Raw genomic sequence first — 12,503 nt, 5'->3', positions numbered from 1 at the left:
ATATGCTGCGCCTGTCCTTATATTCGCTGTTTATCTTCAGCGTATTTTCCTGCCGGGCCGATTGCTGGCAGCTGGCGGGTGAACGTTACGGCATTGAGCCAGAGCTATTACAGGCGATAGCGATAGTGGAATCCAACGGTAATACCCGGGCCATCAATAAAAATCGTGATGGCTCAATGGATGTCGGTCTGATGCAGATCAATAGCATTCACTTCGATGCGCTGCGTAAATTTCGTATTAGTCAAAAAGATCTGCTAACCGACCCTTGCCAAAGTGTCATGACCGGCGCCTGGATCCTGGCAGGTCAAATCCAGCGCTTTGGTTATACCTGGGACGCGGTGGGGGCGTATAACGCCGGAACGGCAAATACCCCCCAGCGCCGCGCGCTTCGTCAACAATACATAAGAAAAGTGGCTCCGCATTATGCCCGCCTTAAAAGGCAGAGCCATACACTGTCGCCAAAATGAAACCATATAACGTCACCATCCTCCAGGGGGGGAAACGCGTCAATCAGACCGTGCTTGCCGCGTCGCCTGATGATGCCAGCGCCCGCATTATCGCCGGCGGCGGCATCGTTTTGCAGGTACAGGAACGCCCCGCCCGCAAGGAGAAACGCTTTCCACTGAATCTGTTCTTGCAGGAGCTTATCGCGCTGCTGGAGGCCGGGCTGGTCGTGGTCGAGGCCGTCGAAGCGCTGCGCGAAAGCAGCCGCGACGGTGGCACCTCGCTGGTTCTGGATACGCTGGTTAAAAAGCTCTACGAAGGCGCGCAACTCTCTCAGGCGATGATGGCGCTACCAGCACTGTTTCCGCCTCTGCTCATTAACACCGTTGCCTCTTCTGAGCAAACCGGACATTTACCCGAAGCGCTAAAGCGTTTTCAGTTTTACGAATCAAGAATGGAAATTCTGCGCAAGCGGATTAAATCAACCCTGCTCTATCCGACGATTGTCATTGCCGCCGGCGGGATAATTCTGTTCTTTCTGCTCGGCTTTATTATTCCGCGTTTTTCCGTGGTGTTTGACGGGATGAAGAACCCGTCCGCCAGCGCACAGCTTATCCTCTGGTGGGGACGCCTGACGCAGACCCATGGCTCGCTGCTGCTGGCCGGCTGTGCGGCAGCGGTCGCAGGCGTGGTGATGGCGGTGCGTAGCCCGCGCCTGCGCCAGCGCGCGCTCGGTTTGTTGCTGCGCATTCCCGCCTTACGCCAGCAGCATCAGCTTTCTGTGCTGGTGCGTTTTTACCGCACGCTGGGCCTGCTGCTTCAGGGCGGCCTCCCCGCGCCTGATGCGTTAATGCTGAGCCGGGAGATCCTGCCCGCCACGCATCGTCAGCAGGTTGAACAGGTTATCCGCGACGTCGCCGCCGGCGAATCGCTCTCCCGCATGCTGGAAGCGCAACGGATGACGACCCCTGTCGCCAGCCGCCTGCTGCAGGTCGGCGAGCGCAGCGGTGAACTGCCTGCCATGTGCGAGCGGATCGCCGCTTTTTATGATGAATCGCTGGAACGCGCGATTGAAACCTGTAGCAAAATTTTTGAACCGATTCTGATGATGGTCGTTGGCGGCATCGTTGGGCTCGTCGTGTTTTTACTGTACATGCCCATTTTTGAACTGGCAGGAGGATTGCAATAATGTCTCACTCACCGTCTGTAGAACCCCTTTTCGACCTGCCAGACGAGCAGCGCTGTCGGGCGCTGGCGGAACTGCTGGACAGTTTCCCCGGCGCGTTAGAAGAAGCCGCTGGTTCCCTGGGACTCACGCCGCTCTCACCTACACAGCTCGCCGACAGCGAGGAGGATTTCGAAGCCGTGCCGCTGACCGAATCGCTCAGCCAGCGAGCATTGCCGCTGCGCGTTAACGGTCGGCTCCACGTTGCGCTGGGCGATCCGTTTTCACTGGCGCTGCGCCAGTGGGCCTATAACGTAAATGCGCTCCCCGCGCTCGCCCCGCTCTCTCAGCTCAATGCCCGCCTTGATGAACTGGCAAAACAGCAGCGCACGCTCGATCAGCTGGAGCAGCAGCAGAGTGAAGAGAATAAAGAGGCCCGGTGGCTGGAGATCACCCCAGCGGCCATCGCCAGTGAACCCCACGCCGTTATTAAGCTGGTTAACGCCACGCTGTTTGATGCCCTGCAAAGCCGGGCCAGCGATATTCATCTTTGCGCCGTCGCGGATGGTCTGATGGTGAAGTACCGCATCGATGGCGTTCTGCACAGCATTCGCCACTGCGCCGGGCTTCAGCAGGCGGAACAGGTGATCTCCCGTCTCAAGGTATTAAGCTGCATGGACATATCCGAACGCCGCACGCCACAGGACGGGCGCTTCAAGGCGTTGATTCTCCAGCGTCCCGTCGATTTTCGCGTCTCCATCATGCCGGGCGTCTATGGCGAGGACGCCGTACTGCGCGTGCTGGATAAATCTCACGATCAAAACCTGCGCCTGGAGACGCTCGGCTTTGATGAGCACACGCTGGGCGCTATTCGCCAGTTAACCCATCTGCCCCACGGTATGGTGCTCGTCACCGGGCCAACGGGGAGCGGGAAATCCACCACCCTCTATTCAGCACTCAGCGAACTCAACAGCGGTGAATGCAAAATTATCACCATTGAAGATCCCGTGGAGTACCAGCTCAACAGCGTGCTGCAAATTCCGGTCAACGATAAAAAAGGGCTCACCTTCGCCCGAGGCCTGCGCGCCATTCTGCGTCACGACCCGGACATCATTCTGGTGGGTGAGATCCGCGACGGTGAAACCGCCGGCATTGCCGTGCAGGCGGCGCTCACCGGCCACGTGGTGCTCTCCTCGGTTCACGCCAATGACGTCTTTAGCGTACTGGAACGTTTTTTATATATGCAGGTAGAGCCCGCCAGCCTGATCACCGCCCTTAACGGCGTCGTGGCGCAGCGGCTGGTGCGCCAGATTTGCCCGGACTGTATTGATGACACCACGCCCACGGATGACCTTCTTGCGGCGTGGCAATCCGGTCCGCTGCAGCAGCTCACGCCCCGCTGGCGTCGAGGGCGAGGCTGCGATACCTGCCGCGACAGCGGCTTTCGCGGCAGGCTGGCGCTGGCGGAAGTGCTGCATTTCAGCGATGCGATGAAAGAGGCAATGCTGGCGCGATCGCCCCGGCGCAGGCTAAAGGAAGTGGCGCTTAATGACGGTTTTGTTCCGCTCTCGACCATCGCGCTGCGCGCCGTGGTCGAAGGCAAAACCACCTGGGAGGAGGTGAACCGTGTTATCACTCACTAACACCTGGCAGTGCGACATCTGGCCTCATGCCGTGCGGTTGCGCCGCAACAGCGTGGTTCTCGCCACCCGTGAACGCCAGCCAGATGAGCCTCTTGAAGCCGCACTCGAAACGCTGCTGCGCCTGCGCCCTTCCGTCTTACCGTGGCGTGACGCGGTGGAGTTTCACCTCGATACCGACGATCTGACGTTTTTAATTCAGCCCTGGCATGACGGCGTGACCACACCGCAGGAGCTGCTCCAGCTCGCCCGACAGCAGGCGGTTCTTCGCGCGAGTCCGCCCGTCGACTGGCAGGTGCGCTTCGAGACCCTTAGCTGGCAGCAGTCGGCGCTGGCCGCGTGCCTGAAGCAACCTTGCTGGCACCTGCTTGCCGCGCTGGCGCGTCGGGAGAGGCTGCGTTTTCGCGGCGTTGTCACGCCGTTTCAAAAGCTGTTGAGCCACTTCACCAGCGCACTGCCGGAAAACGGCCTGTTTGTGGCGATGAGTCCCCACCATAGCCGGATTGCCAGCCGTCAGCACCACAGCTGGCGCGACGTCTGGACGCTCACCCTGCCACAGCAGGAGATGGACGCTCAGCTGCGGGTTATCGCCCGGCTAAGCGGATTGCAGGACTGTCCTGGCTACGTCATTCATACCGACGGTGAGCATCACCAGGAAGTCGCGCTACAGGAGAGTCCTCATGACACCGCTGTTTACGCGTAGCTCCCCGTGGGCCGCACGCACGCTGTTGTTAACCGGACTCCTCTGTTTACCGCTCACCGGTGCCGTGGTGTATGGCCTGTTTGAGCACCAGCGCCTTGAGCTGGAGACGTCGCAGGTAGAGCAGCAGCTCGCCCAACGGCAGCAGGTGCTGCGCCAGCTGCGTGAAGCAGAGCAGCGCCGGTTGCGCCACGCTCGGCAACTGCAGGCCGTCCCGCCGGCCATAAAGCTGCTGGACAACATCGGCAGCGTACTGACGCCTGATATTGCGCTCCTGAGCATTGACGTCATTGCCAGTAAAGGCGACGCGCGGCTTACTGTAAATGCAGGCAGCCTTGACGCCCTGCTCGCCTTTAGCGAGCGGCTACAGCAGTTGCCCGCACATGTGGTGCTGGAGAACCACCGCCAGTCGGCCCAGGGCGATCCCGCCTGGCCGATTAACGCGGTACTCGACGTTAAGGTGACGACGGAGGAGCACCATGCGGCTTCAGAATAAACCCGCCGTGCTGCGCTGGCAGGCGGCGTTATTTGCCGGACGCATCGGAACGGTTCCGCTCGTGCTCGCCGGGCTGCCCGCAGGGCTGCTGCTGTTATGGCTTGGCGGCGTGCGGCCGCATACCGTTCATTTGCAGGAGAACCTTGCGCGGATCCAGACGCAGCTACAAACCGCGCTGCCGCTGGATAAACAGCAGCCGGAGCTGCAAAACCGCATCAGCCTCGGAGAATATCAGCAGGTCAGGCTCATTTTTGAGCAGCTCAGGAGCCGGGGGATGAAGGTCGACGCCAGCCGCTATCAGCTGGAAAACGACGACGGTAAAACCGCGCTACGGCTGGATATTCCGCTGCGCGGGGAATATTTGCCGCTGATGGATGCTCTGGAAACGCTAAGCCGCACGCTGCCGTTACGCATTGAACAGCTAAGCCTGCGGCGCGCCGGGCCATCGGAAAGCCAACTCAGCGCCACCGTGCAGCTTCGTCTTTTGAAGGAGTCGCCATGAAACTGCCGCGCTATTTACAGCTGGCGCTGGTGCTGACCGCCGGTGCTGTGTTCTGGAGCCAGTTTGCCGATGACGAGATATCGCAAGCGCCGCCTGAGGCGCAGCCGGTCTCACGCTCGCGCCCCGCGCCAGCAAAGCTGGAGACGGCTCACGCAACGCGCGTCGATCTCTTTTCAACCCCACACAGCAGGGGGCAGGACGCAGCAGAAAAGCCGCCGGAGAACGATCGGCCTGAAGAGGCGGCACCAGCCGCACCGCCGCTACCGCTACAGCTCCTCGGCGCCTGGTGGGACAACAGTCAGAGGATCGTCGTGCTGACGGATGGCAAAGAGACCTGGCCGGTCTGCGAGCGCTGCAGGGCGGACGGCAGGATCTGGATCGGCAGCTCGCCGGTCAACAACTGGATTTTAAAAGCGGTGGCGAACGACCACCTCCTGTTTGAATGGCAGCCCACCCATAGCCAGCAGCGGCTGGAACTGGATGAGCTGCAATCGGAACCGACACATTAATCATGAAAAAAACAATTGCTCTCACTTTTTTGTTGTCATGCGCGCTACTGAGCGGCTGTGCACAACGTGCGGCGCCTCCGGTCCGGGAATCAGTGACCGCCTCGCCGCAGGTGCTGGTTAAGCGGCTGAAGGAGATAGACCAGCAGCGCATCGCCAGCCCGCAGGATATTGCGCTTCGCGCCGAGCAGGCTGACATCAGCAAAAAGCTGGTAAATGACTATCTAAAAAACGCCGATCTCGCGGTGCGTCAGAACAACTACACCCTGGCGACGCAAATGTGGCGCGATGCGCTTACCTATGAGCCCGGTAACCTGCGCGCCCTGCAGGGGTTACGCAAACTTGATGCCCGTCGGGCGCTGGACGCGTTGTATAAGGATGCGGTGGCTAACAGCACCCGCGACCCGGCGCGCGCGCTGCACAAAATCCAGCAGGTGCTGGAAGAAGATCCCAACTGGCCCCAGGCGCGCGCGCTGCGCGATCACCTGATGCGTGAGGTGTCGCGGCTCAACCAGCCGGAGCAGCGTCTGAACCGGGAGCTGCAAAAAACGATAGCGCTTAATTTTCGCGAGCACAGCCTGATGGCCATCTTTAACACCATCAGCCAGATGACCGGGGTCAATATCATCTTCGACAAAGATATTTCCTCCAGCACCACCGGGAGCCTGATAGCCAAACGCACCACTGCGGAAGATGCCATCAACGTGCTGCTGTTGTCGAATAACCTGCGGAAGAAGGTGCTGAACAGCAATACGTTGCTGATCTACCCCGCCACCGCGCAAAAAGAGAAGATCTATCGCGACGTGGTCGTCAAAACCATCTTCCTGGGCTACGCGAAAGCGAAAGAGGTCAACGTCGCCCTGCGCAACATGGTCAAGCTGAAGGATGTGCACGTTGATGAGCGGACCAACTCCGTTACCCTGCGCGGGCCAAAAGAGAGCGTGGAAAAAGCGGAGCGCCTGTTAGTGACGCTCGACCGGCCTGAAGCGGAAGTCACGCTGGCCGTCGAGGTGCTGGAAGTGAATACCAACGATCTTGAAGCGCTTGGCATGAAGCTGCCGCAAACCATCAGCGCGGGTTTTGCAAAGCCTAAAGAAGGGGAATTAGAGGGAAGTGGAATTCCGGTGGGTGATATCTCATCCAAAAATCTCATGGTCAATATCGACAATATGACCGTTGATCTGAAAAAAGTGCTGAGCAACGCCAGAGTACTGGCCAACCCACGAATTCGTGTGAAAAACAATAAAAAAGCGCTGGTTGATATCGGTGAAACCATCCCGGTGTTGACCACCACCACCAATGAAGGCGTCACGCAACAAAAAGTGGATTATCAGGACGTCGGCCTGAAACTGGAAGTCACGCCGGAAGTCAGTATGGACGATAACATCTCGATGGAGGTGAAGTTCACGCTCAGCAGCCTGGGCACTGCGGAACCGGGTGAAAAAGGGACGAAATATTACCGTACCAATAAACGCGAAGCCAATACCACGCTCAGCAGTATGAATGGCGAAACCCAAATGCTGGCAGGGCTGATTAAACAGGAAGAGAGCGATGAAAAAAGTGGCACGCCACTTTTAAGCGAGATCCCTGGGTTGGGTCGTCTGTTTAGCCGTAAGGAAGATAAGAAAGCGCGCACGGAGGTGGTGCTGTTAATTACGCCGACCATTGAGCGCAACCTCGATTTACCGGGAAGCCACGTCAGTACCATTGAGATGGGCAGCGACGACTTAACGGGCGACAGCATTCAGCTGCGCGACCTGCAGCGCGAGGAACCTGGCAGCGGGTTTACCGCACCGGCGCTTGCGCCGCCGGCCCATTTCCCTGACCGGGCGGCCACGCTGCCGCCACCGATCCTCGATGAGTCAGAGACGGAAAACGGAGCATCGTAATGCAGCGCCAGCGCGGTTTTACCTTGATTGAGATGATCGTCACGCTGGCGCTACTTGCCACGCTTGCCGCTGCCGCTGCGCCGCTGATGCGTAACTACCATCAGCGGCAGCAGGAGACGCAGCTACGCGAATCGCTGCGCACGCTGCGCGATGCCATTGACCGTTATCACCAGGCAAGCGTGGACGGCATCATTGAGAAAAAAACCAGCGAATCGGGATATCCGCCGTCACTGAAAAGCCTGGTGGAAGGCGTCCGGGATAAGACATCGCCCACTGGCGCGATGATCTACTTCCTGCGCCATATTCCGCGCGATCCGATGTGCGATTGCGAGGGAAAAAATGATGAAGAGACCTGGCGGTTACGCGCATCCACGCAGCCACCCGGCGATTTCAGCGGCGGAGGGAAAGACGTGTTTGATGTTAGTAGTACCTGTACGGCCAGCGGTCTGAATGGAGTGCCCTATGCGCAATGGTGAAAAAGGTTTTACGCTCATCGAGCTGCTGGTGGTGATGGCAATCATCGCGACATTGATGACCCTTGTCGCTCCACGTTTTTTCCAGCACGCGGACAGAGCCAAAGAGGTGGTGCGCGAGCATAACCTGCATGCGCTGCGCAGCGCGATCGATCACTACCGCCGCGATCGCCTGGCGGGGCCATACAGCCTGGAGGATCTGATCGAGGCCGGTTATCTTCGCCAGATGCCGCTGGATCCGATCACCAACCGCCGCGATATCTGGGAGGCGAAGACCGATGACGAAGGGCAAATTATTGACGTCGAGACGCCACCTAAACCCGGGCAGGATCATCGCGATGCGTTCGATTAAAGGACAGGGGGGTTTTACCTATCTGCTGCTGCTGATTGCGCTCTCCACGCTGGCGTTGTCGCTGCTGAAAAGCCGCGACGAGGTGCAGATGCGTTATCAGGCGCAGCAGGAAGCTGAGCTTTTATTTCGCGGCGATCAAATCCGCGCGGCGATACTAGCCTACCGCGGCAACGGTGATGGCTGTTTTCCCGTGCGTTTTGAACAGCTCCTTATTGATAAACGCGGGCGAAAACCGCTTTATCACCTGCGCCAGCACTACGCCGACCCGCTAACCGGGAGTAAAAACTGGGGCATGATCCTCGATCCTCAGGGGCGCTGGATTGGCGTGCGCAGCCTCGGAAAAGGGACGCCACGGAAAAAAATCGGCTTTCGCCACGATCCAAAACATTTTGCCAAAGCGAAAACGTATTACGACTGGAAATTTCAGGTAGAGAGCGATCCGCAGGCCCCGCTGCCTGCGGCCTGTGGCCGCTGATGGAATAATAAGGTATTAGCCGCATTATCATAAAAATATGTCTTTTTCTTACCAGCGAGACCATGGCGGACATGTTATTGATCGCCACTCTGGAAGTGCGGAAATACACAAACTGGAGAGTGCGTATATGCAAAAAAAAAGACTGGCTTATTTTTTCATCTCGCTGGCCGCTGTGTCTCAAAGCATGAGTCCTGTATTTGCTGGTGAGCAGGCAATTACGGCAAAAAATCACGTAACGGCTATTCCACTGGAGGAAGTTGATCATTATCTGAATCAAAATAAAACGCAGGAGACGATTGTTATAGAAGATGCGGCGCTGCTTGATGTTCATATCTCGTATGCTAACCTGCCCGCCGATGCGACAGTGGAAATTGCAGGTAAAAATAACAACGAGGTCTACCGCTATGCGGCTGAGAAAATCCTGAGCGGCTCGGATGAGCACCATGTCAGTTTCGATGCATTATCCGTCTTTGGCGATAGCGTAACGGTACGGTTGTTGGCTGCAGATGGTTCTGCGCTTCCCTCTTCCCGGCAGGCCGAAATTGCCTTCCAGGTCAGGGGCGAGGCAAAGCTTCAGGATTTGTCATTGTTTAATATCATTCCGGGTGACAAAAACCCGCCCCCGCACTCCTGCTTTAAAGACTCACCTTTTATCTATAACTATACAAAACCCGTCGCGGTGATCCGCGATACCTATGACCGAGAAAAACCGCATTACAATACCGGATGGCGCATCGGCGAAAAAGGGGTTGATGGTGACCTGCTGGTATTAAGCAGTTTCCCGTTAAAAGAAGATAAAAAGGTAAGAACCACAGAGGTCTGGTTTGTTCAGGAGGTTGAGGTCAATCCAAATGATTGCACCAGTTATCAGATAAAGAAAACGGCCAAAGTGAAAGCATTTGGCAAATCATCCAGCAGAGACGGTAAATATCGCTTATTGTCGTTAGATTTTGCGGGTGATAAAGCGCAGGAAGATTTCGTCAAATCACTGGGTTATTTAGGGATTGACCCAAGAGATGAGACGAAGGCTAACGACATTGCCACTCAAAAAACGGAATTTTATCTGCCGCAGGCGCAGTTTAAAAAAGATAATGCACGTTTGTATGACGCAGTGAATAAGTCAGATGGCACCCACTGTGCTATTGAGCTATACGACCGCGAAGCGGGTCAATTCCGGCATCGTTGTAGCACGTACAACAACGATATGGGCAATAAGAACAACCCTATGAAGCCGGGCGTAGGTGCGCCGCTGATCGATAACTACACGCAGCGCGTTCTGGCTCTCAGTACCAGCGGTGAGCTGGTGAATGGTTATAACCAGGCGATGCCGATTGCCCGGATCTGGCCGCAGATTAAAGAATTCTTTCCTGATGGCGCGATTCCCGATACGTCTTTTATCATTAAAGACCAGATGGCTGCCGCCCAGAAATCATTGAAAGGCTATGCGAGCGTCAATGTGGCGCAGGTCATTCCGGATCCGGGCTCCATACCCGATGTTTCCCAGTTTGCCTGCAAATGGTGGCTACCCGCAGGGGTTAAAGCATCCGAACCCAACCCGGAGAGCAGTACAATGTTACTCTATGAAAAAACTGGCGCTGTTACCGACCCGCTAATGGCCTGGTGTGATATCAAAGGCGGGGAACAAAAATATCGACCACAATGGGTGATGACCGCCATTCCATAAAAATCTTGCACGTCAGGCAACATGATTTTTGAGATGTTGCCTGACGGCTTGTTAGCTTTTCGCTAACCTATTTCCGTTTTTATTGCGCGATGGGAATGGTCCCTTTGATAACCACTAAGGTAATCGTCGCTTTTGCGTCCCCTGCTTTCAGCGGGATTTTATATTCACCCGGCTGGGTATAAAGGGCCATGTATTTATCATCCGGCATATCAATGATGACGTCATCGTCTGCGGCGGTGGCTTCGATCCGTTGCAGAAGTTCTGCTTTGGTCAGGGGTTTGTACCATCCGGCAACAATACGATCGTTTTTAATATGAATATCGTTGCTCTCAAGGACGCAGAGCGCATTTTGCTCTCCGCCCTGAAGGCGATAAAGCCGGTTTTCAGTTAAGGAGTCCAGTGACGGACAGACGACCTCTTTTTGCGCCCCCGACTCAGCCAGCGTGTAGCTGAACTTCACTTTCAGGTTGTCACCGTGGCGAACGCCCTGTTTTTTCCATGTGCCACTGTCCCCGGTGAACATGCGAATCCCGTTCGGATTAATACTATAGTTATCTGCAAAAAAATCATTTCCGTTTATTGAGAAATTGGGTCTGAGATATAAAGAGGAATCATTGATAATGGTAACTACCGGAGAGTTAATGGAACGGTAACTCTTTTTCTTATAACTACAGTTTTTCCCGTTTGCCTGTAAGTAAACACCGTTATCTTTACTGACAATCATGGCATAGTTACAGTTACGACCATTTTCAATGGATTCGTTCAGCACTATACCATTATCAACAACAATGTTCATTACGCCATTGTCTTCACTTCCGACGTATAAATGAGGAATGAAATCATTGCTGTACCCTTCCTCGTAGGTAGCATTGTTAATCGTGAGTTTCAAACGGTCGGGGTTTTCAATATTCATCATGCGTGAGTAATCACTGGCATATACTGACGCTGTTGAAAAAACGCTAAGCATTGCTAATGCTACGACTGTCTTTGTCATGAAAAAATCCTCTTTGAGAAAAAGAAAAACAACAAGATTACGCAACAGTGACCATACCTTAATGCGTCAGGCCTTAGAATATACCTCCAGATAAAATCATCGTTTATTTATTTTTAACTCATAGATACAGAGAAGATTCTTACTAATCAGAGGACCAGTACCGTCTTATTTTATTCTGAGGAATGAATATAATGCCTTGCCACTATTCAGACTGGAATAGTAGGCTTAAAAGCCATCTCATATATTTTACCCTGATGAGCGAGACATAAGATGGAAACGTCAATTAAACAGACTCATGAAAAAATTCGGGTTTGCGTACGAACAAACTCTTTTTTATTCGAAAAAGGGCTTGAAGAAATAGCGCGATTTTATTTTATCGCCAGAGATAAAATGCTTTGCATTATCGATGCTGACACGTTTGGCACGACGTTGCGCCTGGTGAAGTATCTGGAGTTCATCAGAAGAATTAAACCCGACATGCTTGTGTTGATCACGGGTCATCATCCCCGAAGCGAGCAGCATAGATGGTATGTGAAAGCAAATGAATCCCTGTCAGGCTGGCGTGAAACCATCGATGCCATGAACTTTATGCTCCCCAATCTCGACAGCGTTATTGATTTTTATAAAAGGAAGCATGGTTGAACCACTTTTGCAAAAGGAGGACTAAACGTGAAGTTAAGTTTTTGTATCAGGACGAATATTTTGGCGAAGATGGCCGATGTCACTGAAGCTGAATTAGTTTATGCGCTTATGACGACGGGTGAGCTGTTCGGCGTGAAAATACCGGCACCGTTACCGGGCAGGCATAATGCCAGGACGCGTAGCTTTGATTACAAAGAAGCACTGGATTTTGCTGAAGAAGTGAAAATCGCCCGAGACAGTAAAAGGCAGGTCTGAAAACGTAATAAGACCATCCCTTAATCAAGAGATACCTCAAGCCATTCTTTATATTTACAGCAGCATTGCCCGGATGACTTAGCGTTTTCCTTCAACATTGATAGTGCAATACAAATAACTTCAGCGTATAAGCAATCATCAATACTCCGGGCATACTCGAGTTTTTTACCCAGATAGTGGCTAAGCGAAACATGATCAATGTTAATCCCCTGCAAGGATAAATGCGTGGCGGCGTCGCCAATGAGTATTGATGCTTGCTTTTCAGGATAAACGTTATTCATAAATT

At 54.5% G+C, this 12,503-nt stretch carries 16 protein-coding genes; 14 read left to right on the top strand and 2 right to left on the bottom strand.

From position 1 onward, the window contains the following. Positions 1–2 precede the first annotated feature (2 nt). The 12 genes from USG84_RS14300 to USG84_RS14245 all read left to right on the top strand — a co-directional run bounded on the left by USG84_RS14300 (position 3) and on the right by USG84_RS14245 (position 10,326). A complete protein-coding gene (locus USG84_RS14300) occupies positions 3–467 on the top strand; it encodes a lytic transglycosylase domain-containing protein (RefSeq protein ID WP_126300296.1) in 465 nt (154 codons plus the stop codon). Further along, entirely contained in the window at positions 464–1,633 is a 1,170-nt protein-coding gene (locus USG84_RS14295; RefSeq protein ID WP_151413057.1) for a type II secretion system F family protein, read from the top strand. The genes USG84_RS14300 and USG84_RS14295 overlap by 4 nt, the downstream gene beginning before the upstream one ends. After that, positions 1,633–3,252, top strand: a complete 1,620-nt coding sequence (locus tag USG84_RS14290; RefSeq protein ID WP_253540833.1) for a GspE/PulE family protein — start codon at positions 1,633–1,635, stop codon at positions 3,250–3,252. The genes USG84_RS14295 and USG84_RS14290 overlap by 1 nt, the downstream gene beginning before the upstream one ends. Further along, a complete protein-coding gene (locus tag USG84_RS14285; RefSeq protein ID WP_253540830.1) occupies positions 3,236–3,952 on the top strand; it encodes a hypothetical protein in 717 nt (238 codons plus the stop codon). The genes USG84_RS14290 and USG84_RS14285 overlap by 17 nt, the downstream gene beginning before the upstream one ends. Then, positions 3,930–4,445, top strand: coding sequence for a hypothetical protein (locus tag USG84_RS14280; protein ID WP_151413054.1), 516 nt, complete (start codon positions 3,930–3,932; stop codon positions 4,443–4,445). Before USG84_RS14285 ends, USG84_RS14280 begins: the two co-directional genes overlap by 23 nt. Then, entirely contained in the window at positions 4,429–4,947 is a 519-nt protein-coding gene (locus USG84_RS14275) for a hypothetical protein (protein WP_151413053.1), read from the top strand. The genes USG84_RS14280 and USG84_RS14275 overlap by 17 nt, the downstream gene beginning before the upstream one ends. Continuing rightward, positions 4,944–5,456 (top strand): hypothetical protein, encoded by a 513-nt coding sequence (locus USG84_RS14270; RefSeq protein WP_151413052.1) that lies wholly within the window; start codon positions 4,944–4,946, stop codon positions 5,454–5,456. The genes USG84_RS14275 and USG84_RS14270 overlap by 4 nt, the downstream gene beginning before the upstream one ends. A gap of 92 nt (positions 5,457–5,548) precedes the next feature. After that, positions 5,549–7,342, top strand: coding sequence for a secretin N-terminal domain-containing protein (locus USG84_RS14265; protein ID WP_253540827.1), 1,794 nt, complete (start codon positions 5,549–5,551; stop codon positions 7,340–7,342). Continuing rightward, positions 7,342–7,818: a type II secretion system protein gene (locus tag USG84_RS14260; RefSeq protein WP_320738315.1), complete on the top strand. Its 477-nt coding sequence runs from the start codon at positions 7,342–7,344 to the stop codon at positions 7,816–7,818. Before USG84_RS14265 ends, USG84_RS14260 begins: the two co-directional genes overlap by 1 nt. Further along, positions 7,805–8,167, top strand: coding sequence for a type II secretion system protein (locus USG84_RS14255; protein ID WP_080339181.1), 363 nt, complete (start codon positions 7,805–7,807; stop codon positions 8,165–8,167). Before USG84_RS14260 ends, USG84_RS14255 begins: the two co-directional genes overlap by 14 nt. Then, positions 8,154–8,642, top strand: a complete 489-nt coding sequence (locus USG84_RS14250; RefSeq protein WP_151413050.1) for a type II secretion system protein — start codon at positions 8,154–8,156, stop codon at positions 8,640–8,642. Before USG84_RS14255 ends, USG84_RS14250 begins: the two co-directional genes overlap by 14 nt. A 127-nt stretch (positions 8,643–8,769) precedes the next feature. After that, positions 8,770–10,326: a hypothetical protein gene (locus USG84_RS14245; RefSeq protein WP_253540825.1), complete on the top strand. Its 1,557-nt coding sequence runs from the start codon at positions 8,770–8,772 to the stop codon at positions 10,324–10,326. Positions 10,327–10,405: 79 nt separating this feature from the next. Here USG84_RS14245 and USG84_RS14240 read toward each other — a convergent pair whose 3' ends face one another. Further along, positions 10,406–11,320, bottom strand: coding sequence for a hypothetical protein (locus tag USG84_RS14240; protein ID WP_151413048.1), 915 nt, complete (start codon positions 11,318–11,320; stop codon positions 10,406–10,408). A 270-nt stretch (positions 11,321–11,590) separates the two neighbouring features. On the opposite strand from USG84_RS14240, the gene USG84_RS14235 reads away from it, so the two are divergent. Together USG84_RS14235 and USG84_RS14230 are read left to right on the top strand one after the other, a co-directional pair. Further along, a complete protein-coding gene (locus tag USG84_RS14235; protein WP_151413047.1) occupies positions 11,591–11,962 on the top strand; it encodes a hypothetical protein in 372 nt (123 codons plus the stop codon). Between the two features lie 27 nt (positions 11,963–11,989). Next, the gene (locus USG84_RS14230; protein ID WP_253540821.1) at positions 11,990–12,217 is read left to right on the top strand and encodes a hypothetical protein; all 228 of its coding nucleotides are present in this window, start codon (positions 11,990–11,992) and stop codon (positions 12,215–12,217) included. Between the two features lie 20 nt (positions 12,218–12,237). Here the strand turns inward: USG84_RS14230 and USG84_RS14225 are convergent, their stop codons facing one another. Next, complete coding sequence (locus tag USG84_RS14225) at positions 12,238–12,498, bottom strand: hypothetical protein (protein ID WP_061099133.1); 261 nt, start codon at positions 12,496–12,498, stop codon at positions 12,238–12,240. Between the last annotated feature and the right edge of the window lie 5 nt (positions 12,499–12,503).

This window comes from Enterobacter sp. 168J2, from assembly GCF_034107265.1.
Classification (GTDB): domain Bacteria; phylum Pseudomonadota; class Gammaproteobacteria; order Enterobacterales; family Enterobacteriaceae; genus Enterobacter; species Enterobacter nematophilus.
This window is presented reverse-complemented; position numbering and strand designations above follow the sequence as displayed.

Excerpts from the sequence above, each read along its gene's own strand:
- USG84_RS14255 (WP_080339181.1), top strand. The coding sequence starts at position 7,805 with ATGCGCAATGGTGAAAAAGGTTTTACGCTCATCGAGCTGCTGGTGGTG.
- USG84_RS14300 (WP_126300296.1), top strand. The coding sequence starts at position 3 with ATGCTGCGCCTGTCCTTATATTCGCTGTTTATCTTCAGCGTATTTTCC.
- USG84_RS14270 (WP_151413052.1), top strand. The coding sequence starts at position 4,944 with ATGAAACTGCCGCGCTATTTACAGCTGGCGCTGGTGCTGACCGCCGGT.
- USG84_RS14225 (WP_061099133.1), bottom strand. The coding sequence starts at position 12,498 with ATGAATAACGTTTATCCTGAAAAGCAAGCATCAATACTCATTGGCGAC.
- USG84_RS14275 (WP_151413053.1), top strand. The coding sequence starts at position 4,429 with ATGCGGCTTCAGAATAAACCCGCCGTGCTGCGCTGGCAGGCGGCGTTA.
- USG84_RS14290 (WP_253540833.1), top strand. The coding sequence starts at position 1,633 with ATGTCTCACTCACCGTCTGTAGAACCCCTTTTCGACCTGCCAGACGAG.
- USG84_RS14260 (WP_320738315.1), top strand. The coding sequence starts at position 7,342 with ATGCAGCGCCAGCGCGGTTTTACCTTGATTGAGATGATCGTCACGCTG.
- USG84_RS14235 (WP_151413047.1), top strand. The coding sequence starts at position 11,591 with ATGGAAACGTCAATTAAACAGACTCATGAAAAAATTCGGGTTTGCGTA.
- USG84_RS14280 (WP_151413054.1), top strand. The coding sequence starts at position 3,930 with ATGACACCGCTGTTTACGCGTAGCTCCCCGTGGGCCGCACGCACGCTG.
- USG84_RS14240 (WP_151413048.1), bottom strand. The coding sequence starts at position 11,320 with ATGACAAAGACAGTCGTAGCATTAGCAATGCTTAGCGTTTTTTCAACA.
- USG84_RS14250 (WP_151413050.1), top strand. The coding sequence starts at position 8,154 with ATGCGTTCGATTAAAGGACAGGGGGGTTTTACCTATCTGCTGCTGCTG.
- USG84_RS14295 (WP_151413057.1), top strand. The coding sequence starts at position 464 with ATGAAACCATATAACGTCACCATCCTCCAGGGGGGGAAACGCGTCAAT.
- USG84_RS14245 (WP_253540825.1), top strand. The coding sequence starts at position 8,770 with ATGCAAAAAAAAAGACTGGCTTATTTTTTCATCTCGCTGGCCGCTGTG.